The sequence below is a fragment of the Bradyrhizobium sp. McL0616 genome, from assembly GCF_049993385.1.
Classification (GTDB): domain Bacteria; phylum Pseudomonadota; class Alphaproteobacteria; order Rhizobiales; family Xanthobacteraceae; genus Bradyrhizobium.
Window position 1 is genome coordinate 274,263 of the sequence record NZ_CP188255.1, and the last position, 22,782, is coordinate 297,044.

The window sequence follows — 22,782 nt, forward strand, 5'->3', positions numbered from 1 at the left end:
GATCCGCGCGGCACGACAGGCGTATCCCCTAGCTCGCGCAGCGGAAGTGGTACCTCGACTTCTGGCGGGAAAGACGACACGGGCGATCAGGGCCGAGACAAAATGCCGGACAGCAACATGACTGTCAGGCCCGAGAATCAGCAGCCTGAAAGGCCGCACTAACGCCGCGCGCGCTGCAACTGGCGAGTTCGGACCCCCGTCACAGCGACGAAGACGCTCTCAGATTGGCAGGCCGAGTTGCTCATCTTCCTCGCTCTCACCTTGCAGCGAGGACAGCGACACGCCCAGGAGACGCACCGGCTTTGGGAAGGGCACTTCGTTCTGCAGCAGGGCGACCGACAATCGTTCGAGATCGTCGCGGCTCGATACCGATCCGGCGACCGATCTGCTGCGGGTGATGATTTCGAAGTCGTTGAACTTGACCTTCAGCGTCACGGTCCTGCCCCGTGACCCCTTCTCCTCGCAGTGACGCCAGACCTTGTCGATCAGTGGCTGCAGTTCGGCGACCATAGGTTCGAAGGCGGTGAGGTCGCTGGAGAACGTGTTCTCGGCGCCGATCGACTTCCTGATCCGGTTCGCGCGGACCTCGCGATTGTCGACGCCCCTCGATATCCAGTAGTAGTAGGCGCCGGCCCTGCCGAAATTGGCCTGCATGAACTCGAGCGTCTGATTGCGCATGTCGAGACCGGTGTGGAGGCCGAGCGAGTTCATCTTCGCGCTCGTCGCCGGCCCGATGCCGTGGAATTTGCCAACGTGCAGCGCTTCGACGAATGCGGACCCCATCTCGGGAGTGATAATGTACTGGCCGTTCGGTTTGCGGTGGTCGGAGGCGAGCTTCGCGAGAAACTTGTTGTAGGAGATCCCGGCAGATGCGTTCAGGCCGGTCACTTCCTTGATCTTGAGGCGAATCGCGAGGGCGATATCGCGCGCGAGCGGAATGTTCTGAATGTTCTCGGTCACGTCGAGATAGGCCTCGTCGAGCGATAGCGGTTCGATGATCGGCGTGTGCTCGGCGAAGATCTCCCGGATCTGCTGTGAGACCGCCTTATAGACCTCGAAGCGCGGCTTCACGAAGATCAGGTCCGGACATTGTCGCTTGGCCGTCACCGACGGCATGGCCGACCTCACACCGAACGCACGGGCCTCGTAGCTTGCCGCAGCCACGACGCCCCGTTCGCGGGATCCGCCGACAGCGACCGGTCTGCCGCGGAGATCCGGATTGTCTCGCTGCTCGACCGATGCGTAGAAGGCATCCATGTCGACGTGAATGATCTTTCGCTGGCGGGAGGGGGGCTCGGCCTCTCTGGCATCGTCCTCGTCGATCACGTCGTCGGTCCGGTGGGGTCTTCCTTGACGCCTCGGGCGACGATCCGGAGCGACCCGTCCGGCAGGGGCCGCTGAAGCTTGAGCGCCTCTTCCCGAGGCGCGATCAGCCAGGTCTCGACTTCGTCGGCCGTCGTCAGGATAACGGGCATCGCCTTCGGGTGGACGGCGCCGACCTCGCCGTTCGGCTCCGTCGTCAGGAACGCAAAGAGATCATTGGTGGTCTCGCCCTCTTTGACTTTCCTGACAGACGTCCAGTTCGTCCAGATGCCGGCGAAGCAGGTGAGAGGGCGGGACTTGTCGAGCGCAAACCAGATGTCGCCGCCCTCGGTCTTGTTAAACTCGCTGAACGAGTTGAACGGCACGACGCAGCGGTGCTCACCCAGCCAGCGTGTCCAATGTTTTGACTTCACGTTGCGGATGTTGGTGGTGCCGCCGTCGGGCTCCATCCGGAGCAATTCTTTGAAGTCGACCGGCTTGCCCTTGGCCTCGAGCTTCGCGGCACGCTTCTTGGTCGCCTCCATGAGGGCGTGCTGCGATGACGGCATGCCCCAACGCGCCGTTGCGAGCTCGCGGCCCTCCGTGCCGGTCCGGACGATCGGCGCCTTGTAGTCGGGGAAGACGCCGGGCATCGGCGCGAGGTTGCCGACGTACCGGTTGACCACACGGAAAAGCTCGCTGATCGCCGCCTGGTTGGTCGTGATCGAATAGAGATTGCACATCCTCAGGACTCCGGATCGGCGTGACTGCGGCGCGGTGCGAGTTGAAGTAGGGTCGCTGCCGGGCGCCGATTTGCTTTTGCGAACTTGCTGCAGCGGAGCCGGCCGGCCAGGTCATGGGCGTATGTAGTAGGAGGGTGTCGCAGTGCGGCGAGGTCGACGTCCCGTCGGGTCTTGCATCGCGAGCATTCGATTTCAAGCCAAGAATAGCCGCCGTTGATCGCTTGGTCGATCGTGGGCGACGGATCGATCGGGCCGCCGTCAGCCCACATGCGCTCGTTCCAGGACTCGCAGAGGAGCTTGTCGGCCTGACGGATGAGTGCCTCGCCCTTGGCGCGGGCCTCGGCCGATTGCGTGGCAAGGATGGTCGTCATCGCGCGCGCCATGACTAGCTCCTTGTTGAGCGCGCTTCGGAGCCCTCCGGAAAGGGGCGTGGGGTGATGTTTCGGTGCCATCCAAATCCATCGTGAGACGTTGGCGGGGCGCTACTCGAACGATGGCCAGCAACCGTCTTCCTCATGGCGGCCGGTGCGCTGCATGCAAGTGTTATCCAAAAGACGCTGGCCTACCTCTCGCCAAATCGCGTCTGCTCCATACAGGCGCGCGGCGTCGACCTTCGGAATCTCGACGACTCTGGCGCAGCGGCGGCATCCCACCCGCAGAATGTGTTGAGGTATTTGGCTTAGCTGCAGCGCCGCTCCGGGGGAGGCGGGCCTCGCCTCGGCGGGTGGGTCGTCTAATAGCGCCTGCCAGTATTCCGCTGGTAGATCATCGTTCGGAGCCAATCCGGACTTCTGCGGTATGTTTCTGCCGACGACAGCGGCCATCTTTTCCATTTGCTTAGGGGTCGGCATGCGCCAGCTCGCGGGTCGGTCCGTCATCGTCTCAATAGAACATAACAAGAACGCAAGAGTCGATAGCGGTCAAAAAAATATCCTCCGGGCGCTCCTACTAACTGTCGGAACCATGGACCGACGGTCGTCTTGAATCCGAGCCGCCCCCAATCGGAGTTTTGCGTAATCATGGCCCCGCGAGCGAACTGGAAAGGTTTCCTGCGACTCTCGCTCGTCACGTGCCCGGTGGCGCTGTACCCGGCGACCTCGGAGAGCGAAAAGATCTCGTTTAACCAGCTCAACCGGCAGACTGGCCACCGCATCAAGTACCTCAAGGTCGACGCCGACACGGGCGACGAGGTGCCCAACGAGGACATCGTCAAGGGCTACAAGGTGGACACCGACACGTTCATCGAGGTGACCAAGGAAGAGCTCGAGAACGTCGCCCTGGAATCGACCCGGACTATCGAGATCGACGAGTTTGTCGACAAGACCGACATCGATCCGCGCTACCTAATCCGCCCCTATTACCTCAGACCTGATGGCAAGGTTGGCCACGATGCTTTCGCGGTGATCCGCGAGACGATCCGCGAGATGGACAAGGTCGCGATCGGGCGCGTGGTGCTGACCAACCGAGAGCACATCATCGCGCTGGAGCCGCTCGACAAGGGCCTTATGGGGTCGCTGCTGCGCTACCCGTACGAAGTCCGCGATCCGGCCGAATATTTCGACGAGATCGAGGACGTCAAAGTCACCAAGGACATGCTCGATCTCGCCCGGCATATCGTCGAGCAGAAGGCCGGCAATTTCGAACCCGACAAGTTCGAGGACCAGTACGAAACCGCCCTGGTCGATCTCATCAACCAGAAGCGCGCCGGCAAGCCGATCGTGGCGAAGGACCGGCCGAAAGGCGAGAATGTCGTCGATCTGATGGAAGCGCTCCGCCGAAGCGTGGGCGGCGCTGCGGCCGAGACCAAGTCTTCCAAGAAGCCGGCAACGAAGGCGAAAAAGGCGGCAGCTGGCCAGAAGGAAATGCTAATGCCGATCGCCGGCAAGAAGACCGCCAAGGAGACCGCCGCGAAGAAGCCAGCAGCAGGGACGCGGCGAAAGTCGGCCTGACGCCGAAGCAGGAGATCCGCATGGAAATGAACGAAACCTCCGCGATGACCGAAGCGTCCGGGCTGACGAACGGGCTAGAGCAGACGGCTGATGCGCGCCGGCGGCCGGCCCAGTCGCCCTCGCAGGATGCCGCCCTCGTTTGGGCGGATCGCCTCCGCAAGGTGACCCTCAAAGCCCCGCTGCAATCGCTCGCCGTCGCGTTCGTGCTCGGAATGTGGGTCGCCCGGCGGCGCTGACTAGCCGCGAGCGGGCGCGACTTGGCAAGGGATCTTCCAGACCTCGCTGGGATTCTACGATCTCGCGAATCGCCCGCCGTCCATGAAGGCGGTGGTGGAGCAGGGGCGCGGGTACGATCTCTTCCATCAGGATTTCGCCAAGGAACGGACGATCCCGACGTGGTTGCCGTGACCATGTCCAAACCACAGGGTAAACGTCGATCCATTAACGCCAAGCGGATGTCTCCTACCTTGAGCGGGATGGACGGCTTCGGCCCATCGGCGAAGTAGCAGTGCACCGTTGAGGTCCGCTGAGGCATGGCGGGCTAATTTGCGCAAATGGAGTTCCATATCTGGTTGGCCGCTACCCTCAAAATAGAAATCAAGATCGGCTTGTCGGGATGCGACCGTTTGAACCGTCTTGGATGGATAGGATGACTTGAGGCGTTCAAGCAGGGAGCGGCCATGAACGACACCGACCGGACACACGCATCCTCGCGCCTGATCTCCGCCAATTCGGCTTGCATCTACGATGCATGCATTCAATCGGAAAAACTGATGCGGTGGATTGCGCCTGCAGGCGCTGTGGCGAACGTTGAAAAGTTCGAAGCGCGGGAGGGGGGATGCTTTAAAATTGTCTTGTCGTTCAACAATGATATCGGAAAATCGTCGTCTCGGACGGACGTCGTATCAGGGCGGTTCCTCAGGCTTGTGCCGGATGGAAGCATTGTTCAAGCTATCGATTTTGTGTCCGACCGACCTGAATTTGCGGGCACTATGATAATGAGCTGGTTTCTTCACCCGTGGGGCGAAAAGACGCTTGTGAGCGTCGTCGCAGAGAACGTGCCGCAAGGCATAAGCAGAGCCGATCATGAATTAGGGATGGCATCCTCTCTTGAAAACCTGGCGGGGTTTGTGGAAATCGTTTGCGGTCGTTGAGCCGCTGTCTGGAGCATGTCTCGGTCTAGCCCTCAGCCGAAGAATGCTTGAGCCAAGATCATGTCTGCTCTCGCCGCAAAACCGGACGTCGAGCCCAATTTGCCTCGACCGCCACTTGCGACCCAGAGTGGAACTGCCTTGGTTTGATGGACGCTGTCGAGCGGCTTGGTCCTGATGCAACGATTTATCGGAACACATTCCGTTCAACGGACTTCACATCCCGACGTCAATATTGCTTGACGATCAGGCAGGGTGGAAAATGCTGTGGAACAAGTGCAGGCACTTCCGACGATATTGCTCGTCGAGGATGATCAGTTAATTCAGGGCATCGTCGAGGAGGCTCTGACGGAAGGCGGGTTTGAAGTCAGCATTTTTGCATCAGGCGAGGAAGCGGTAGCCGCCCTAAACCACAAGACGTTTCGCGCAGTTGTCAGCGACATACATCTGTCCGGCAAAATGGAGGGGTGGGACGTTGCCCGCTTGGCGCGAGAGATCGATCCCGCGCTGCCAATAATCTACATGACGGGCAAAGCGGCCGAAGATTGGTCATCGAAGGGCGTGCCGAATAGCGTGCTTCTCACAAAACCGTTCGCTCCTGCTCAGCTTGTGACCGCCGTTTCCCAACTATTGAATGCTGGTACGCCAACCGGCAACGCGCCATAGGCTGTCGCCTCTTGGCCCGTGACTGACCTTAGCTCGGTGCGCAGTGTCGTCTGCTCTCGGTAGATGAGCCGGCAAGCGATGCGAGCTGCCCAGGGGCAGCCTTTGAACCGAAGCGGACATTCAACGGTGATAGTGAGCTGGTGTCCGCGGGCACATCGCAGGCCTGATGGTGGGGTTCGATCGTTTTGCGGTAACTGGCGGTAAATCGGTCGAGCGCCTGGTAATGTGGCCCGACTGTCAGGGACGGCTGAGGGCCGCTCCGCACTGTTCAGTCCGGCTCTCGATAGTGGCGCCGCGGTTCAATGGAACCGAATCGATTGAGCCGTGTTTCAGTAGACTGTGTCCCAACCCACACTGGGGCGGGATAGGATTCGTATGGACACCTCAAACCGCTTCGAAGCCGCACAAGCCAGCGACGGCCGCTACCAGCTCCTCGTCGAGGCGATCACCGATTACGCGATCTACATGTTGGATCGCGAGGGTCGCGTGACCAGTTGGAACCCTGGCGCCAGGCGCTTCAAGGGCTATGAGGCGCATGAGATTATCGGTCGCCATTTCTCGACCTTTTATACCGACGCTGAGCGGTCGCAGAATGTCCCTGCACAGGCGCTGGCGGAGGCCGAGCGCACCGGTCGCTTCGAGCGCGAAGGCTGGCGCGTCCGCAAAGACGGCACGCACTTCTGGGCCCATGTTGTCATAGACGCGATCCGCTCGCCTGAGGGGGACCTCGTCGGCTTCGCCAAAATCACCCGCGACTTGACCGAGCGAAAAGCCGCCGAGACGAAACTTCGCGAAAGCGAAGAACAGTTCCGATTGCTAGTTCAAAGCGTTACCGACTATGCCATCTATATGCTGGATGCCGGCGGTCACGTGGCAAGCTGGAATGCCGGTGCGCAGCACATCAAAGGCTATGCCCCTGAAGAGATCATTGGCCGGCACTTCTCCGACTTCTACACGGAAGCCGACCGTGCCGTCGAGCTTCCGCGTATCGGCCTGGAGACGGCAACCCGAAACGGACGCTGGGAGCACGAAGGTCAACGGGTCCGAAAGGACGGCACTGTGTTCTGGGCACACGTCGTGATCGACGCCATCCGGGATGACGCCGGCAATCTCCTCGGCTTCGCCAAGGTGACACGGGACATCACCGAACGCCGCGAGGCGGAAGCCGCACTCCAGGCGGCACAAACGACAATGATCCGTTCGCAGAAGCTGGAGGCGATCGGGCAACTCACCGGCGGCGTCGCCCACGACTTCAACAACTTGCTGCAGGTCATCAGTGGAAATCTGCAACTGCTGAGCAAAGATATCGCAGGCAATGCCCGGGCCGAAATGCGGGTCCAAAGCGCCCTCGCGGGTGTTGCCCGCGGTTCAAAACTTGCCTCGCAATTGCTTGCCTTCGCGAGGCGACAGCCGCTGGAGCCAAAAGTGGTGAACGCCGGCCGTCTGCTCAGAGGCATGGATGAGATGCTTCGTCGCGCCTTGGGTGGGGAGACCGAAGTCGAGACGGTAGTGGCGGGTGGGCTATGGAATAGTCTCGTCGACCCGGATCAACTGGAGAATGCGGTTTTGAACCTCGCGATCAACGCTCGCGACGCGATGAACGGCGAAGGCCGGCTGACGATTGAAGCAAGCAACGCCTTCCTGGACGACGAATATGTCCGGCAGCAGGATGAATTGTCTGCGGGACAATACGTGATGATCGCGGTCACCGACACGGGCACCGGCATTCCGCCGGACATCCTCGAACGGGTCTATGAGCCATTTTTCACAACCAAGGCGGAGGACAAGGGCACCGGACTGGGCCTCGCCATGGTTTACGGCTTCCTCAAGCAGTCCGGCGGACACATCAAAATCTACAGCGAAGTAGGTGCCGGAACCACCGTGAAGCTGTACTTCCCGCGAGAGGTGGCCAGCGAAGACACTTTGGTCGGGGCTACGTCCGACGAGATTAAAGGCGGAGAGGAAACCATCCTCGTGGTTGAGGATGACGACGAGGTTCGCGAAGTCGCGGTATCGATGCTCACCGAGCTAGGGTACCGCGTGGTCAAGGCGCGAGATGCGGCGAGCGCTCTCGTCGTCGTCGACAGCGGCATTCCGATAGACCTTATCTTCACCGACGTCATGATGCCGGGCAGCCTGCGCAGCCCGGACTTGGCGCGAAAAGCCAAGGAACGTTTGCCCAACGTCGCCGTGCTTTTCACATCCGGCTATACTCAGAACGCCATCGTGCACGGCGGGCGGCTTGATCCCGGAGTGGAGCTCCTGGCCAAGCCTTACACGCGCGAGTCACTCGCTCGGAAAATCAGACACGTGTTGGCCAATCAAGCTCAAAGGCGCGTCGCTCAGGGATCGCAACACTCGGCCAACGAAAAGACTTTCAAGGACGCGACCGTGTTGCTCGTCGAAGACGACGACCTCATCCGCCTGACGACGACGGAGATGCTGTGCGATTTCGGATGCAAGGTAACAAAGGCCAGCACGGCTCAAGAGGCCCTGAAGATCCTGGATGAGCAGCCCGTAGACATCTTACTCACGGATGTCGGCCTCCCTGGAGTTTCCGGTCTGCAGCTCGCAAGGGACGTCTACGCGCGCCGGCCCGATCTTTGCCTAGTTCTCGCGACAGGTGACAGCGGAGTGAAATCTGAAGCCGCGCGATTGGGCGCGATATTCATCGCGAAGCCCTACACACCGGCGTCTCTTCGCCAGGGTTTGGAACACGCGATGAAGAAGCGTCACTGAATAGATGGAGTCTCACTGTGTGAAATATGGGTTTTAACGTTGACCCCACATGATCGTTCGAGGTCCGCGCTGATTCTGCTGGGGTCAGCCTCTGTTGGCCGGCGAAGTCGCTGCACCCTTGACAGTGGTCCGCTTATTGAGGCACGGCGGACCAGATTTGCTCAGGCTGAGTTCTACGCATTTTGACCCAAAGCCGGGTTTGCGCTGGAGGTCTCGGCAGCTATGATCTCAACCGGTGAAGATAACATCTGACACAGCAACGAGGGTCTGTCGTCGATGAGGTTAATGTGTTTGGTTCCGTTGCTTTCCTTGTTGCAGTCCGCAGTAGCAAAGCTCGAAGAAGACTTTGCGTTGCAGGAACGAGTAGGTTAGCGGTTACATCCGGAGCAGAGTTGGAGTTCGCGCCCGTCACCAATCTCAGCATCATTGTGAGCGGGGACGATCAAACGGTGTCGTTCCTCGATAACGTCGTACCGATCACGAAAGTCACCCCCTTGCTGGTCGGATTCAGCAGTCAGTACGCGAATGGGGGGCCGAACGTTTCCGGCCGGATTGATCGGCTTACCAAGAGCGTCGAAATCGATTGGATTCACGAGAACGTCGGCGATAACACCCATTGGGAGCTTACGTGTCGTCCCGCCGGTCCCTTTTCTGATTGGCCCCAACCCCTACTTTGATCGCGCAGGGGCGGGATGATGCTCCAACGCAGCGTAAATGTCATTGGCCAAGTCGCCTGTTGGCACATCGCTTCCGTTGCCGTGGTGCAGCTATATGTCGGCTCACAGGGTAGCTCGGAAGCTTGCATCCGAGCGCCAAACCGACTCGAATGCCCCCGAGCGGACGTCGTTGCGTCGCGAGACCTTCACCGGGTCGGACAGTTCTGTCACCAATAGTCGAGCAATCAAGAGCCAAGTTTCAAGCCGTGCCATCCGCGGCTGGAGTCTGTCGCGCCGCTTTCTCTTGCGCGAGAGTTGCTTCCAGCCGTGAGATGTTTTCCTGGAGGCGCTGGTTGTTTTCCAGCAGACGCTGACTGGTGAGGCGGAGGATGTAGTAGCCGAATTGCTGATTACTTTGAAAGTAGATTTCAAGCAACCTTTCATAAGTTATAGTCAGGACTTGTCCGTCTTCTATGCACTCGACCGTTCCGGTTCGTCGCTTATCGGGCGCAAGAAAGCCAAGTTCTCCCATGAGCCGCCCTGGCGGAAGCTCGACGCCGATTTCTTTGACGAGAAACTTGCCGGTGACGGTGAGAAACATTTCGGCCGCCGCATCACCCTTCCTAAACAATCGGTCGCCACGGCGATATCTGCGTTCGATCATGAACGGTTTGAGCCATTCCATCGACATGTCGCCTTGCATCGCGTTACGTGCCTTCTCAACAAGCCTGAGCAGTTGACGGAGACGAACGGCATTGACCGGTAGCAACAGTAGATAAAGCAGAAAGGTGGCGACGCTTCCGGAAAGCGCGCCAGAGGTTGCGAAGAATGCACAGCCGACCATATTCGTGACCCGCAGCGGCACCATTCTCTGCATCAGCAAGGTAGCGACAAAGAAGATTGCGCCGACCAAGGCAAACATGTTGGCGAGTGTGATGTTGGCCAACACAATTTCCAGCAGCCGATCAAACAGTGCGTCGTAGGTGATGTTGTTGGGATCAAGCCCCATTTGAACGAGAATCTTTGCAATCCTGAGATTATCTGCCGCCGTATCAAGGATGCGGTTCAGTATCGTGGAAAGATCTGCACTGATGGGCTCCATTGGATCATCTCTCACAACGCGGTCAGTATCCCCCGAATATATCCCGGATATTGCTGATTGGAGGGGCGATATTGAAGGCGCTTTTTGTTGCGACGCATGAGTCCGAAAGTGGCCCATCGCTTCCGTTGACGCGTGCAGCTTCATGTCCGCTAATTGGAGCGGACTAGAAGTTTTCCCTGAGCGCCACCCCAACGCGATTTGCCCTTAGCAGACCTTTCGGTGGAGGCCGCCTTCAAGCGAGCCGATTGAGCGCGACACAGCCCAGATGCGAAGTTCGACGCACCTCTGAGAAGGTCGGCATGTCCGGATAGACCGGAAGCCGCCGTTTCTTGGCCCGGCCGACGCCCTTGACCCGTTGCGGCCTTCGTCCTTTCGCGAGGTTGCAAGAGCGACTAACGTGGCCCCCTAAGCCCTGGAACTAGCGCATGAGACGACGTGATTTCATTACTCTCGCGGGCGGCACGTTGATCGTGTGGCCACGCACGGCACAATCCGAGGAGAAGGCTGTACCCGTCTCCCGCATCGCTTATCTCGGAGCGTCTAGTCCAGCGTCCCTTGATCCTCGTCAAATCGAGCAGTTCAAAGTGGGGCTGATAGAAAATGGACTGATCGATGGCCAGAACATCAGGGTAGATTACTTGTGGGGTGAAGGTAATGCGGATCGGCTACGGCAACACGCGGTGGATTTGGCAAAACGAAATGTCAGTGTGATTGTCACAGCTGGACCGCAGCCGCTGCGAGCATTGCTTGAGGCCAAAGTTAGTTCGCCGATTGTGTTCGCCATTCTGAGCGATCCGATCAGTGATGGATTTGTACAAAGTCTAGCGCGGCCTGGCGGAAATATCACCGGCCTTTCTATGATTGGCACCGATCTCGAGAGCAAGCGATTGGAAATCTTGAAGGAGGGTGTGCCAAGTACCAGAAAGGTCATGCTGTTACATGACCCGACCATGGGCTCCACCATTGGCTTGGAACAAGCGAAGTCCAGCGCGAGTAGGTTACGGGTCGAAATAGTGGTTAGTCAGGTAGCCGACGTCGACAACCTTGCTGATATATTCGCCGAGGCTTTGCGGCAAAACGTCGATGGCGTCGCAGGATTGGCGTCACCATTTTTCAACTTCAACCGCAAGCGGCTAATCGACCTGTGCTCCCAATATCGTTTGCCCTCGATCTGGGAAGCCGTTGTCTACACTCGCGATGGCGGTCTGATATCCTATGGTCCTAGTTTTCCTGAAATGTACCGCCGATCCGCCGGATACGTTGCTAAAATCCTCAAAGGAGCTAAGGCCAGAGACCTCCCGGTGGAGCAGCCGATCCGATTTGAACTTGCAGTTAACTTAAAGACAGCAAAGATCCTTGGACTAGCCATGCCGCCGACGCTGCTGGGACGCGCGGACGAGGTAATAGAGTAACCGGCTCGAAACGAAGGCGTAAAGCGTATTGACGAGAGACTTCTCATCTAGGAGGAGGCGAGAAAGGTGCAACCAGCGTATTGTGGAACGCTGCGACCTGCCATGCCCCGGCGTCCTTCACGAAGACGCGCAGACTTAGCTCCTGTTGCGAAGGCAAGACATGTCCGTCCGGAGCAGCCAGACCGCTCAGCTCGTTGGTGACATTCGCGAGTGCAACATCGGGCCGTATGAACCTAACCGTGACATCCATCGTTCGCTGCGTTGCGTTCTTTGCCCGGCCCGAGAGTATTGCCGACAACCCCCTTTCGATTCCGGCTTGGCCGTTCATCATGTCACCCCGGACGCTGACAAATCGGGCGTCGGGGGTGTACATGCGAGCAGCAGCTTTTCCGTCGTGATTGTTGAAACCTTCGGTCATTTCTACAATGATTTTGCGAATGGCCGTTTCATCTTCGTTGCCGCCGGTTTGCTGTGCACCCGACATTGATGCTGTCCCAAACGTGGAACCGACCGCAAGGGCGGCAAGAGCATTGATTTGTTTCATTTCCGCTCCTTCGTTGGGCAAATATCAGCACAATTCGCCCTCGGCCGATGCAGATGCGGTGTAGCATGAGGTCCGGTGGCACGGGAGCCGCGAGTTTGCGCGACGGTTCAGCAAAAATGCGGATAGGCAGATGTTCGATTGGAACGACCTTCGTTATTTTCTGGCGATCGCGCGCGGTGGTAGCACCGGGATGGCCGCAAAAGCCTTGGGAGTGAATCAGTCGACCGTCCAGCGGCGTCTAAGGGCTCTCGAAGCGGCTCTCGATTGCTCGCTTGCTGAACGACAGGCGGGGGGATACCGATTGACATCCCATGGCGAACAGCTGTTGGCCCATGCAGAGAAAGTTGAAACGACCGTCGATACGCTGCAACGACAATCGGCCTCGCTAGATAAGCGTGCGGCTGGGCTGGTCAAGCTCACGAGCCACGTGACGGTGGGGCAGCGCATCATCAAGTCTGGTTTCCTTGATACCTTTCATTTGGAAAATCCTGGCATCACAGTCGAGTTGATCATGGATCAGCGCAAACTCGATCTTTCCAAGGGCGAGGCGGACATTGCAATCCGAGGCGGAAGCCTTGATGACGACCCTGCGCTGGTCGGGCGAAAAATTGCCGAGGTCCCCTGGGGAATTTACGCCAGCCATTCATTTATCGAACGCCACGGCCGGCCGGCCACGCCTGCCGACATCAAAGGCTTTAGCGTTGTCGAACTGGTTGATGAGGTTGAGAGATTACCGGCGGCGCGGTGGATGAAGATGCACGCGCCAAACGCAAGGGTCGCGGCGCGATGCAGCAATATTCCCAGTGTGCATCTGGCAATCAAGTCTGGCGCCGGTATCGCTCCCTTGCCGGCAGCTTATGCAGCCGCGGACGACGATCTTGTCCGTGTACTTGGCCCGTTTCCTGAATTAGACTATCCAATGTTCCTTCTTACACACCGGGATCTTCGCAGGATACCGCGCGTCAATGCTGTTTTTGAGTTTTGCCTCAGCGAACTGAAGTCAGTCCTGATGCGCGGTGAAATGAAGAAATGAGCAACCCGGCGATCTGGTTTTGGCCCATCTTTTCTGTTGAGACGGGCCGCTGGATGTCGGCTCACGAGGGTAGACCAGAAGTTAGCAGCCGAGCGCCGATCGCCGCTTGTGACCCTAAGCTGACTAGTGCAGGAGCAGTCAGCCCAATGGGACACGGCAGCTATTGCGGATTCCCAGGAATCGCATTTGCAGCGTTTCTGCTGCGCCCAGATGCGATGCAAGCGCCCCCTAAGAGATTAGCGCTCTGCGTGGCAGACCATCAAACTGCGACAGTTGAACTGTCGCAAAAATCTCGCTCACCCCGAGAGCATCTCTACCGTCGCGCGCGCCCACGATTAGTTCGAACTGAACTACCGGGCTGACCCTCGTGATGATAGAGTCCTCGCATGAAAGGCTATGGATCATTCTGCCCCGTAGCCAAAGCTGCGGAAATTCTCACGGAGCGATGGACTCCGCTGGTGCTGCGCGAGCTATTGCTAGGTTCTCACCACTTCAACCAGCTTCGCCGCGGCATCCCCCAGATGTCGCCAACCCTCCTCTCCAAGCGCCTGCAAACGCTAGAAGCAGCGGGGCTAGTCTCACGCCAATCAGACGATATTGGGCATTGGGAGTACCATCCAACCCAGGCGGCCAGGGAAGCCTGGCCGATCATTGATGCAATGGGCTATTGGGGCCACAAATGGGCGCGAAGCCAGCTCACGCCCAACGAACTCCACGCCGGCCGGCTCATGTGGAATATGCGCCGCTCGTTCGATCTGAAGCACATTCCATGCGACTTTGTGCTGTACATCGAGATTGCGGACGCCCGGCAGAAGCGCTGGTGGTTTGTTGTGAAGAGGAAGGAAGCCGATCTCTGCTGGAATGATCCCGGCTTCGAGGTCGATATCAGCCTCTATGCGCGCATGGTGACGCTTGTACAGGTTTTCATTGGCGACCAGCCGCTGCTACGGGCACATGAGCTCGGCAAGCTTGAGATCGACGGTCCTAACCATCTTGTGAAGAGCATGCCGGCTTGGTTCCCGCGCAGCAAATATGCCATGAGGCGCCTGCGTGCCGCAGATCAAGTCCTGGCCAGCTGAGAACACCATCTCCAGTCCATTTTTTGGACTAGCGCTTCCCCCAGCAGTAGCTGCGAATAGGCTCACGCGCTGAGTATCTCAGCTAATGGAGGCAAAGATGACTCGCATATCACTCGCTTCATTCGCACTTATTCTGATAGTCAGCCATGCCAGTCAAGCATTGGCGGATCCGCTTGCAGATAAGCTGACGTCGATGAACGCCCAATGGGATGCCGCCATTAACGACGCGGATTTCGATGCTCTATTACCATTGTATGCAGTTGACGGTAGATTGTTGCCGCCTGGCGCGCAGCCGGTCACTGGCCCTCTCGCAATCCGTGATTTCTTCGCTGGGCGGGGAAGAAGCGTCAGAGATCACAAGCTTGAGCTTGTGGAGGTGCTACCCATCGGCAACTATGCCTATACCACGTCGCATTTCACGGCCACGTTAGTGGTGAATGAGAAGGCGGCGCCAATTTCCGGCAGCACTGTGAGACTGATTGAACGCCAACCCGACGGGCAGTGGAAGATAAAATCTCATATCTTTGTTAAAGAATAAAGTCGCGGCTGTCACAGCTATCCGGTCGCCACCCACAAACCTGACCGCGACGCGTAGCAGGTGATAAATGATGGGGATGCGCCCTATTGGCCTACTTTCGACATAGCGTAAGATGCCCCAACTTGCCGTTATCAGAGCCAGAGCGGACCTCGGCGCCATCGTTCTGCGACGGGTCGTCTCGCGTCAACCGCCTTCCGGCGGTCGTTCCGGACAGGTGTCGCCCACCGAATCCAGCGCGGCACGAACCTTCACGACGGCTTCGTCCGCAGAGATGAGACGTCCAGAGCATGCTCGCGGGCATGCGGATCGGCAGGTCCTTCGCCCAGCTGTGCTCATCGCATTCGTGGATGGTGCGGCGGCCGGTCGCGAGAGGCCGCGTCACTCGCGAGCATCGCTGCCAGCGACACAAAAGCTACGATGTCATTCGGCCTGCAATATTGGCTCTGACGCAACTTTGGTGCAGCCGTGGTCATGTAGCGGCCCCTATTAGGCGAGCCTGAAGCAAGTCGAGCTTGGCACGCCCGTACATTTGACGCTTAACGAGCTTGAGCTTGGTGATCTGGCCTTCGGTCTGTCCGTTGGACCAAGACGTCGTGATCGCAGCGCTGATGGCGGCTTTGTCCTTGGTGACGCCATTGGCGAAGGACACGACGAGGCTCGCGCATGCGCGTTCCAGCCATGGGTCAAGATCGGCGTGGGCCTTCTTACGGATCATCGTATGGAAAGCGGCGATGACTTCTCGAGCTTCTACCAGGAGAGGAACGCCTTGCTCGATCGCCGCGATGGTGACGGTGTCTGACTTCGATAGCGTATCGCGGCCATTGGTCATCAAGCGGGCGATAGTTCTTGCGGACGGCACGCGCTGTAGGCTCTGAGCATTGGGCGTTTCGGCGCGCCGACGGCGTGTCGCCCACTCTGTAACAACCCGCACCGAGCCCCTAAATCCCTGCGCCTTGAGGCAACGCCACAGGTCGGCGCCGTTACGATGACCAGCAGCCCACTGCGCGTCGAGCCATGGTAGGTGGGGTTCGAGCGAGCTCTCGCGAACTCTGAACACATCGGTTCGCTGACCTCGCAGCACCCTGCGAACAAGGCCCCGGCTATGTCCGGTGAGCCGCACGATCTCCTTAATGGAGACGCCCGCCTCAGCCTGCTTGAGGATTGCCGCGTTGGTGTCCTCACGTCGCAGATAGCCCTCATACTGGATGCGCTCGGCGGCGGTCAGCAAGTCGGGATTTATGGTGGCGGAGCCGACCGCGGCGCGGACCCGGTGCATGGATTTGCGAACCGCATCGAGGAAAGCGTGGCTGGCGTTCTCCATGAGATGCCAACGGTCAGCGACCTGGGTGGCGTGAGGGAGTGCCTTGGCGGCAGCAAGGGCGTAACTGCCGCCGCGGTCGCGCGCGACCACAGTGATTTGCGGCTGGCCCGCGAGCCAGGCCTGCGCGGTGGCAGGTTCTCTGTCGGGTAAGAGTGTGATCGGTCGTCGCCGCTCCAGGTCGCAGACGATTGTTCCGTAACGCTGGTTGCGCCGCCAAGCCCAGTCATCGATGCCTATAACGCTTGGTGCAGCAAAGGGCGGACACCCGCGCCTTCGAACGACCCGAAGCAACGTATCATTGCTCACGGGCAACATAAGTCGGCGGGCAAAACTCGCCGCTGGGCGGCCACCCAAGGCAAGGCCAAGATGATGGACGACCAAATCGAGCCGCGCGGTTCGCCGCGCCCACGGTGCCACAGCGCCGTCATCGAAGCGCTCGGAGAAAATACGTCGACCGCACAGAACCACTTCGCAGCGGAAGCGACGCGCCACGACCACAAGCCGAACCTGCCGCCCCGCCAGCGGCAGATCGGTAAGGCGTCGCTGATATCGGCTATGGATCCGCCTAGAACTGGCCCCGCATCCGGGACAGAGACTCGTCCTACTCGTGGGACGCACGGTGATCACGGTCGTGGTGCCGTCACAGAAGGCGCTTTCCACGTCAAACCCGCGAGGGACCAGGGCCGACGGACGTAGGGCTTGCCGCATCATGTTGATTCCTTTGTGAAACCAACGCGAGCCGGCGCTTGAACTTCATCAAAAGTGAGTCAGAGCCCAATATTGACCCCCTAAGCCGGGGGATCGGCGTCCAAAATTTGGACGCCGATGAGGGGTCAAATTTGCAAACGATGACGTAATTGCGGTCGGCGCTCGTGGCAGACAACCTCCGTTATCGTTGAGCCCTCGCAATCAAATGATTCGAAGGAGCTCCCATGAAGCAGTACGTCGGGCTGGACGTCTCACAGAGAGAAACCGCTGTGTGCGTTGTCAACGAGACTGGTCAAGTAATCTTCGAAGGAAAAGCCAAGTCTAATCCTGGTGCCTTGACTGACCTGCTTGGCAAACATGCGCCTCATGCCGAGCGTATCGGCTTCGAGACCGGTGCGATGGCGAGTTGGCTATGGCATGAACTCCGCAGGGTTGAGCTGCCGGTGGTCTGCATCGACGCTCGGCATGCGCACGCAGCTTTGTCGGTCCGAATGAACAAGAGCGATCAGAATGATGCGCGAGGCCTTGCCGAACTGGTGCGGGTTGGATGGTATCGAGAGGTCAAAGTCAAAAGTGAGGAAAGCCAGAAGATCCGAGCGATCCTTGTCGCCAGATCTCGGCTAGTGTCCATGCGCCGAGACATCGAGAACCAGGTTCGCAGCTTGATCAAGGAATGTGGATTGCTATTCCCTCGCGCGATCGGCCAACAGTTCCGCAACCAGGTCAGCGAACTCTTGGGCGTCGATCATTTGCTTCTCAGCGTGATATCGCCGCTGCTCTCGATCCATGAGAACGTTTGTCAACAACAAGGTAAGTTTGACAACGAGGTCCGCCGGTTGGCAAAGCTGGACGAGACGACGCGTCGCCTGATGACGGTCCCGGGGGTCGGTGTCGTGACGGCCCTAACGTTCCGCCACACGATCGATGACCCCTCGCGCTTCCGATCGGCTTCGACGGTCGGCGCCTACCTAGGCCTTACGCCGAGGCGCAGCCAATCCGGCGAAACCGACACCACCGGAAAGATATCTCGATGGGGCGACCGGCTTCTCCGAACTTACTTGTTCGAGGCCGCCACTGTCCTTCTTTATCGAACCAAAAAGTGGTCTTCGCTAAAGGCCTGGGGCATGAAGCTCGCCAAGCGGATCGGTATGAAAAAGGCAAAGGTCGCCATTGCCCGCAAGATCGCAGTGATCCTCCACTGCATTTGGGTCGATGGAACGTCGTTCGACTGGGGCCACGCGCCGGCCTGACCTTATTTTGTAAGCTTCTGGCCCGGTCCGCCGGGCCGGCGATGTCCCGCTGGGACGGTGGTCGTGGTGACCTCGGTCAATCGGCTGGTGGCGGCTCGTCCGCACGCCGTTGCAAACGATGAGGCACCCGATCCGGACATCATCATGAGGCGCTTGCGACCTCGGAAAGGACCATGACCTCAGCGAGGGCAGCGGATTGTTGAAATTTGGGTGAGGGCTAATCGACCAATACTACCGAGCTGGCTATCGATCTACCAGCCGCGCTCGTCCCGTCTCCGCAACCCCGACCCGCTCCGACGGGCCGAGCGCTACCGTCTTGCCGAATGGCTTCAAAACGAGAGTTGACATCAATCCGCAATTAAAGGGCCGATTGACACAAGGTGAAAAAGTGTTTGCTGCGGTGCCTCACCGTTTATGACTTTTACATTTGGCTGGCAGTTATTATCGTCCGGCTTTGCTGGAAGGTCAGGAAGGCCTACTTATTCGGCTCAGTTGAGCCGCGATCGATGCGAAAGCTTCTGCAGTCGCGAGCAACTGGATTGTAAGCTACTTCACAATACATGCTCAAGTTCGTTTGATACTTTTCAATTCGTTTCCTCGTTCTTCGGCACGTACTGGGTCCGCATAGCTCTGATTCAAAGGAGAAGTACGAAGATGAAAACGTTGTTTGCAACTAAGCTCATACTATTGTTCGCAATTGCATCCGCCGCGGTCTTCGTCCGAACCGCTTATGCCGATGTCATCATGGACTGGAATGCGAAAGGCGACGCCATTGCCGCGGAAAGACAGGTTCCGCCTGCGCAGCAGAGCCGGGCAATGTCAATGCTCCACATTGCCATGTTCGAAGCGGTGAACGCGATAGAACGAAGATATGCACCATATAAGCTGTCGCTTTCAGCGGATCACTCAACCTCCAAGGAAGCGGCCGCGGCTACGGCAGCCTACGAGATTTTGCTTTCGATTTATCCAGATCAAAGAAATGTGCTTGATACAGCCCTTGCGGCTTCGCTTTCCGGCATTCCGGAAACGGACGGAAAGGCGAAAGGCATTGCACTTGGGAAAGAAGCCGCTAACGGTGTGATCGCGTTACGGGAAAGCGACGGTACGAACGCACAGGAAAACTACCGCCCCTTCACTAGGCCCGGCGTGTACGTGCCGACGCTCATACCCCTCTTCTCCGCAATTGGCGCTTCGAAGCCTTGGGCTATGACATCTGGCTCGCAGTTCCGTCCGGGGCCACCCCCTGCGTTGGATTCCGAGACGTGGACCAGAGACGTCAACGAGATTCGTGAAATTGGCGGTCGTACCAGCACCGTTCGGACGGCAGAGCAGACTGCAATTGGACGATTCTGGTTCCTGGTGGGACCTCGCACCTACAATCCAATTGTCCGGCAAGCCGCGACGGCTAAGAACATGGATGTGGTTGATTGCGCTCGTCTCTTCGCGCTTGCCTCGATCGCCGGCAATGATGCCGTCATCGCGGTGTTCGATGCGAAATATCACTACAACTTCTGGCGCCCGATAACGGCAATCCGCAACGCTGATATCACACAGAATGCGGCAACGCCCAGGGAAGAATCATGGTTGCCACTCGGCGATACTCCGATGCATCCGGAGTATCCATGCGCACATTGCATCACTTCCGCCGCGATCTCGACGGTACTTCGGAACATCGTCGGTGACGAGTTTGGTGAGTTCTCGCTGACTAGTCCTACCGCACCGGGCGTTGTCCGCAAATGGACCCGGCTCCAGGACTACAGCGCAGAGGTTGCCAATGCGCGCATCTATTCCGGCTTTCACTACCGCTTCTCGACAGCGGTGGGCAAAGATATGGGCATGAAGATCGGCGAGTTGACGGTTGCGACGCAGCTCCGCGGCCAAGAAGCATCGGCCGATCCCAAGCCCTGAGCCTAATTTGCGTGTTCCAGCCGATCGTGATCACGGATTGAACGAAGCCGCTGCCGCGGCGTGAGGGGCAAGGTGGCGTAGATCGCCTCCTGGCTGAGAGGATGTGGGTGTTGGAGCCCACCCCCTCAGACAGGAGTATCGAGATGGCCGATTTGAGCCCTCTTCGCCGCCGCATGATCGAAGACATGACCGTCCGCAATCTGTCGCCGGCGACGCAGCGATCCTACATCAGCGCGGTTTCGAAGTTCAGCCGCTATTTTGGCCGATCACCTGACCGGTTAGAGCTGGAAGACGTCCGCGCCTTCCAGGTGCATCTGGTCTCGACCGGCATATCATGGCCGGCGCTGAACCAGATTGTCTGTGCGCTACGGTTTTTCTACGGCGTCACGCTCGGCGAGGCGCTCATCCCAGAGCGCATTCCCTATGCGCGAGAACCGCGCAAGCTGCCGGTCGTGCTCAGCGCCGACGAAGTGGTTCAGTTTCTTGAAGCGGTATCGAGCCTGAAGAGCCGCGCCGCGCTCACCACGGCCTATGCGGCCGGGCTCAGGGCCTCGGAGGTTGCGGGACTGCGGATCGAAGACATCGACAGCGCCCGCGGCGTCATCCAGGTGCGCCACGGCAAGGGCGCGAAGGATCGCAACGTGATGCTGTCGCCCCAGCTGTTGGGCATCCTGCGCACCTACTGGCGGCTCGCCCGGCCGCGGCTTTATCTGTTCCCTGGCCGTGACGAAGATCATCCGATCGATCAGACCGTGTTGCATGCCGCCTGCCGGTCGGCGGTGAAGGCTGCAGGCCTGACCAAGCGCGTCACGCTGCACACGCTGCGCCACAGCTTCGCGACACATCTTCTCGAGAACGGAACCGATATCCGGATCATTCAGGTCTTGCTCGGGCACAACAATTTGTCGTCGACGGCGCGCTACACGCAGGTCGCCACCGATACGATCCGAGCGACCCAGAGCCCGCTCGATCGCCTGTCGCTGGAGGTGACGCCACCTGGATGATCCGCGGCGGGAAGCGGGTGATGACAGCCGCTCCAACAGGCCCGCCATCGAGATCGCCGATATTCTGCGCCGGCATGGCGACACCTATCGCCGTGTACATGCCGGTCATCTCGGTCGGGTCGTGAGCTGGGGGCGAAGTCGGCGTGACCTGTTCGAAGAGCTCGATCGTCCGGCGCTTACTGCCTTGCCGGATGAACCGTACCAGTATGCCGAGTGGAAGCGCTGCCGGGTCAACCTCGATTATCACATCGAGATCGCCAAGCATTACTACAGCGTCCCTCACAACCTCGTGCGTCAAGAGGTCGAGACCCGCGTCACCCAAAAGACCGTCGAGATTTTCCTGCGGCAAGCGGGTGGCGTCGCATCTGCGCAGCACCCTGCCGCATCGCCCGACGACGATTGCCGAGCATATGCCGAGCTCGCATCGTCGTTATCGCGACTGGACGCATGAGCGTATTCGTTCCGAAGCCGCCAAGGTCGGCCCCGACGTCGACACCCTGATCGACGTCATCCTGCGGTCGCGACCGCATCCGGAACAGGGCTTCCGCTCCGCCATCGGCATTCTCGGGCTGGTCAAGCGCTACGGTCAGGAGCGCGTCGACGCCGCCTGCGCCCGTGCCCTTCTACTCAACGCCCGTTCGTACAAATCGGTCGCCGCCATCCTCAAGAACGGCACCGACAGGGCCGCTCCGCCCACCGACGAGACGCCCATTCTCTTCCACGCCAACATCCGCGGCCGCAGTTACTACAATTGATCAGGAGATCAGCATGCTCGTTCACCCCACCGTCGATCGCTTGCGGGCCCTCGGCCTCGCCGCCATGGCCGATGGCCTCACTGAACTGCAGAACAATCCCGAGGCAGCTGGGATGCCGAACGCCGATTGGCTCGGTCTCCTCGTCGATCGCGAGGTCACCGCCCGCGACAACCGTCGCATCACGCGTCGCTTGACCAGCGCCAAGCTCCGTCAAGCCGCCACCATCGAGAATGTCGACTATCGTACCGCCCGTGGTCTCGACCGTTCGCTCTTCCAGAGCCTTGGCACCTGCCAATGGATCCGGGATGCCAATCACCTGGTCATCGTCGGCCCAACCGGCACAGGTAAGTCCTGGCTTGCCTGCGCGCTCGGTAACAAGGCCTGTCGCGACGGCTTTTCCGTCCTCTACAAACGGGCACCCCGCCTGTTCGCAGATCTCGCGCAGGCGCGCGGCGAAGGCCGTCTGGCCCGCCTGATCGCAGCCCTCGAGCGCGTCAACCTCCTCATCCTTGACGACTGGGGACCCGAACCGCTCACCGCCGACCAGCGCCGTGATCTGCTCGAGATCGTCGATGATCGCTACGACAAGGGATCATTGTTGATCACGAGTCAGGTGCCCGTGTCGCAATGGCATGATGTCATTGCCGATCCCACCCTCGGCGATGCGATATTGGATCGAATCATTCACAATGCTCATCGCATCGAGCTCAAGGGCGACAGTCTGCGGCGCCAAGCCGGCGAAAAGAAAAAGCTGTGAGCACCTCGCGCACGATCGTCCCGCCGGCCCACAGGCCCCTCCCGCGCGCGTCGCTGCGTCGCTCGTGGGGGCACTCCGCGCCGCGCGCGGGGCCCTCCCATGGACCGCCGGAACGATCTTCGAACCAACCCCCAGCCTTGACGAGGAGGCCGTTTCCAGCACAAA

21 protein-coding genes are annotated in these 22,782 nt (G+C 59.2%); 15 read left to right on the top strand and 6 right to left on the bottom strand.

From position 1 onward, the window contains the following. Positions 1 to 219: 219 nt before the first annotated feature. The 3 genes from dinB to ACPPVR_RS01335 all read right to left on the bottom strand — a co-directional run bounded on the left by dinB (position 220) and on the right by ACPPVR_RS01335 (position 2,497). Positions 220 to 1,257, bottom strand: coding sequence for a DNA polymerase IV (dinB, locus tag ACPPVR_RS01325; protein ID WP_426616301.1), 1,038 nt, complete (start codon positions 1,255 to 1,257; stop codon positions 220 to 222). A gap of 65 nt (positions 1,258 to 1,322) precedes the next feature. After that, a complete protein-coding gene (locus tag ACPPVR_RS01330) occupies positions 1,323 to 2,045 on the bottom strand; it encodes an SOS response-associated peptidase (RefSeq protein WP_426612504.1) in 723 nt (240 codons plus the stop codon). A gap of 2 nt (positions 2,046 to 2,047) precedes the next feature. Continuing rightward, on the bottom strand, positions 2,048 to 2,497 hold the full coding sequence (locus ACPPVR_RS01335) for a hypothetical protein (protein ID WP_426612505.1): 450 nt from the start codon (positions 2,495 to 2,497) through the stop codon (positions 2,048 to 2,050). Between the two features lie 567 nt (positions 2,498 to 3,064). Between ACPPVR_RS01335 and ACPPVR_RS01340 the strand changes: the two genes are divergently transcribed. From ACPPVR_RS01340 to ACPPVR_RS01360, 5 genes are all read left to right on the top strand, one after another. Further along, positions 3,065 to 3,994 (top strand): Ku protein, encoded by a 930-nt coding sequence (locus ACPPVR_RS01340; RefSeq protein ID WP_426612506.1) that lies wholly within the window; start codon positions 3,065 to 3,067, stop codon positions 3,992 to 3,994. Positions 3,995 to 4,014: 20 nt separating this feature from the next. After that, the gene (locus tag ACPPVR_RS01345; protein WP_426612507.1) at positions 4,015 to 4,230 is read left to right on the top strand and encodes a hypothetical protein; all 216 of its coding nucleotides are present in this window, start codon (positions 4,015 to 4,017) and stop codon (positions 4,228 to 4,230) included. A 444-nt stretch (positions 4,231 to 4,674) separates the two neighbouring features. Further along, positions 4,675 to 5,148 carry an SRPBCC domain-containing protein gene (locus ACPPVR_RS01350; RefSeq protein ID WP_426612508.1) on the top strand — a complete coding sequence of 158 codons (474 nt, stop codon included), beginning with the start codon at positions 4,675 to 4,677 and terminating at the stop codon, positions 5,146 to 5,148. A gap of 264 nt (positions 5,149 to 5,412) precedes the next feature. Next, positions 5,413 to 5,811, top strand: coding sequence for a response regulator (locus ACPPVR_RS01355; RefSeq protein ID WP_426612509.1), 399 nt, complete (start codon positions 5,413 to 5,415; stop codon positions 5,809 to 5,811). Positions 5,812 to 6,186: 375 nt separating this feature from the next. Continuing rightward, a complete protein-coding gene (locus ACPPVR_RS01360) occupies positions 6,187 to 8,550 on the top strand; it encodes a PAS domain S-box protein (RefSeq protein ID WP_426612510.1) in 2,364 nt (787 codons plus the stop codon). A gap of 915 nt (positions 8,551 to 9,465) precedes the next feature. Here the strand turns inward: ACPPVR_RS01360 and ACPPVR_RS01365 are convergent. Further along, the gene (locus ACPPVR_RS01365) at positions 9,466 to 10,308 is read right to left on the bottom strand and encodes a Crp/Fnr family transcriptional regulator (protein ID WP_426612511.1); all 843 of its coding nucleotides are present in this window, start codon (positions 10,306 to 10,308) and stop codon (positions 9,466 to 9,468) included. 425 nt (positions 10,309 to 10,733) lie between these two features. Here ACPPVR_RS01365 and ACPPVR_RS01370 point away from each other — a divergent pair, with 425 nt between their 5' ends. After that, complete coding sequence (locus tag ACPPVR_RS01370) at positions 10,734 to 11,720, top strand: ABC transporter substrate-binding protein (protein ID WP_426612512.1); 987 nt, start codon at positions 10,734 to 10,736, stop codon at positions 11,718 to 11,720. Between the two features lie 43 nt (positions 11,721 to 11,763). On the opposite strand, the gene ACPPVR_RS01375 is transcribed toward ACPPVR_RS01370, so the two are convergent. Further along, a complete protein-coding gene (locus ACPPVR_RS01375) occupies positions 11,764 to 12,264 on the bottom strand; it encodes an SgcJ/EcaC family oxidoreductase (protein WP_426612513.1) in 501 nt (166 codons plus the stop codon). A 130-nt stretch (positions 12,265 to 12,394) separates the two neighbouring features. On the opposite strand from ACPPVR_RS01375, the gene ACPPVR_RS01380 reads away from it, so the two are divergent. The 3 genes from ACPPVR_RS01380 (at position 12,395) to ACPPVR_RS01390 (ending at position 14,914) form a co-directional block, all read left to right on the top strand. Then, entirely contained in the window at positions 12,395 to 13,297 is a 903-nt protein-coding gene (locus ACPPVR_RS01380) for a LysR family transcriptional regulator (protein WP_426612514.1), read from the top strand. Between the two features lie 386 nt (positions 13,298 to 13,683). Then, a complete protein-coding gene (locus ACPPVR_RS01385; protein WP_426612515.1) occupies positions 13,684 to 14,376 on the top strand; it encodes a winged helix-turn-helix transcriptional regulator in 693 nt (230 codons plus the stop codon). A gap of 97 nt (positions 14,377 to 14,473) precedes the next feature. Further along, positions 14,474 to 14,914, top strand: coding sequence for a YybH family protein (locus ACPPVR_RS01390; protein ID WP_426612516.1), 441 nt, complete (start codon positions 14,474 to 14,476; stop codon positions 14,912 to 14,914). A gap of 469 nt (positions 14,915 to 15,383) precedes the next feature. Here the strand turns inward: ACPPVR_RS01390 and ACPPVR_RS01395 are convergent, their stop codons facing one another. Further along, positions 15,384 to 16,943 carry an ISL3 family transposase gene (locus ACPPVR_RS01395; protein ID WP_426616302.1) on the bottom strand — a complete coding sequence of 520 codons (1,560 nt, stop codon included), beginning with the start codon at positions 16,941 to 16,943 and terminating at the stop codon, positions 15,384 to 15,386. A gap of 224 nt (positions 16,944 to 17,167) precedes the next feature. Between ACPPVR_RS01395 and ACPPVR_RS01400 the strand changes: the two genes are divergently transcribed. From ACPPVR_RS01400 to istB, 6 genes are all read left to right on the top strand, one after another. Further along, positions 17,168 to 18,193 (top strand): IS110 family transposase, encoded by a 1,026-nt coding sequence (locus ACPPVR_RS01400; protein WP_426612517.1) that lies wholly within the window; start codon positions 17,168 to 17,170, stop codon positions 18,191 to 18,193. A gap of 654 nt (positions 18,194 to 18,847) precedes the next feature. Further along, the gene (locus ACPPVR_RS01405) at positions 18,848 to 20,101 is read left to right on the top strand and encodes a vanadium-dependent haloperoxidase (protein WP_426612518.1); all 1,254 of its coding nucleotides are present in this window, start codon (positions 18,848 to 18,850) and stop codon (positions 20,099 to 20,101) included. 143 nt (positions 20,102 to 20,244) lie between these two features. Continuing rightward, positions 20,245 to 21,105 (top strand): tyrosine-type recombinase/integrase, encoded by an 861-nt coding sequence (locus ACPPVR_RS01410; protein WP_029085027.1) that lies wholly within the window; start codon positions 20,245 to 20,247, stop codon positions 21,103 to 21,105. A 184-nt stretch (positions 21,106 to 21,289) separates the two neighbouring features. Beyond that, positions 21,290 to 21,556 carry a Mu transposase domain-containing protein gene (locus ACPPVR_RS01415; RefSeq protein ID WP_426612519.1) on the top strand — a complete coding sequence of 89 codons (267 nt, stop codon included), beginning with the start codon at positions 21,290 to 21,292 and terminating at the stop codon, positions 21,554 to 21,556. Continuing rightward, positions 21,516 to 21,860, top strand: a complete 345-nt coding sequence (locus ACPPVR_RS01420; protein ID WP_426612520.1) for a hypothetical protein — start codon at positions 21,516 to 21,518, stop codon at positions 21,858 to 21,860. Before ACPPVR_RS01415 ends, ACPPVR_RS01420 begins: the two co-directional genes overlap by 41 nt. 13 nt (positions 21,861 to 21,873) lie before the next feature. Beyond that, positions 21,874 to 22,617 (top strand): IS21-like element helper ATPase IstB, encoded by a 744-nt coding sequence (gene istB / locus ACPPVR_RS01425; protein WP_426612521.1) that lies wholly within the window; start codon positions 21,874 to 21,876, stop codon positions 22,615 to 22,617. Positions 22,618 to 22,782 lie beyond the last annotated feature (165 nt).

What these genes read in the sequence shown, in the direction of transcription:
- ACPPVR_RS01395 (WP_426616302.1), bottom strand. Translation starts at nt 16,943, where the DNA reads ATGCGGCAAGCCCTACGTCCGTCGGCCCTGGTCCCTCGCGGGTTTGAC.
- ACPPVR_RS01420 (WP_426612520.1), top strand. Translation starts at nt 21,516, where the DNA reads ATGCCGAGCTCGCATCGTCGTTATCGCGACTGGACGCATGAGCGTATT.
- istB (WP_426612521.1), top strand. Translation starts at nt 21,874, where the DNA reads ATGCTCGTTCACCCCACCGTCGATCGCTTGCGGGCCCTCGGCCTCGCC.
- ACPPVR_RS01410 (WP_029085027.1), top strand. Translation starts at nt 20,245, where the DNA reads ATGGCCGATTTGAGCCCTCTTCGCCGCCGCATGATCGAAGACATGACC.
- ACPPVR_RS01370 (WP_426612512.1), top strand. Translation starts at nt 10,734, where the DNA reads ATGAGACGACGTGATTTCATTACTCTCGCGGGCGGCACGTTGATCGTG.
- ACPPVR_RS01360 (WP_426612510.1), top strand. Translation starts at nt 6,187, where the DNA reads ATGGACACCTCAAACCGCTTCGAAGCCGCACAAGCCAGCGACGGCCGC.
- ACPPVR_RS01400 (WP_426612517.1), top strand. Translation starts at nt 17,168, where the DNA reads ATGAAGCAGTACGTCGGGCTGGACGTCTCACAGAGAGAAACCGCTGTG.
- ACPPVR_RS01335 (WP_426612505.1), bottom strand. Translation starts at nt 2,497, where the DNA reads ATGGCACCGAAACATCACCCCACGCCCCTTTCCGGAGGGCTCCGAAGC.
- ACPPVR_RS01340 (WP_426612506.1), top strand. Translation starts at nt 3,065, where the DNA reads ATGGCCCCGCGAGCGAACTGGAAAGGTTTCCTGCGACTCTCGCTCGTC.
- ACPPVR_RS01375 (WP_426612513.1), bottom strand. Translation starts at nt 12,264, where the DNA reads ATGAAACAAATCAATGCTCTTGCCGCCCTTGCGGTCGGTTCCACGTTT.
- ACPPVR_RS01380 (WP_426612514.1), top strand. Translation starts at nt 12,395, where the DNA reads ATGTTCGATTGGAACGACCTTCGTTATTTTCTGGCGATCGCGCGCGGT.
- ACPPVR_RS01385 (WP_426612515.1), top strand. Translation starts at nt 13,684, where the DNA reads ATGAAAGGCTATGGATCATTCTGCCCCGTAGCCAAAGCTGCGGAAATT.
- ACPPVR_RS01405 (WP_426612518.1), top strand. Translation starts at nt 18,848, where the DNA reads ATGAAAACGTTGTTTGCAACTAAGCTCATACTATTGTTCGCAATTGCA.
- ACPPVR_RS01345 (WP_426612507.1), top strand. Translation starts at nt 4,015, where the DNA reads ATGGAAATGAACGAAACCTCCGCGATGACCGAAGCGTCCGGGCTGACG.
- dinB (WP_426616301.1), bottom strand. Translation starts at nt 1,257, where the DNA reads ATGGATGCCTTCTACGCATCGGTCGAGCAGCGAGACAATCCGGATCTC.
- ACPPVR_RS01330 (WP_426612504.1), bottom strand. Translation starts at nt 2,045, where the DNA reads ATGTGCAATCTCTATTCGATCACGACCAACCAGGCGGCGATCAGCGAG.
- ACPPVR_RS01365 (WP_426612511.1), bottom strand. Translation starts at nt 10,308, where the DNA reads ATGGAGCCCATCAGTGCAGATCTTTCCACGATACTGAACCGCATCCTT.
- ACPPVR_RS01390 (WP_426612516.1), top strand. Translation starts at nt 14,474, where the DNA reads ATGACTCGCATATCACTCGCTTCATTCGCACTTATTCTGATAGTCAGC.
- ACPPVR_RS01350 (WP_426612508.1), top strand. Translation starts at nt 4,675, where the DNA reads ATGAACGACACCGACCGGACACACGCATCCTCGCGCCTGATCTCCGCC.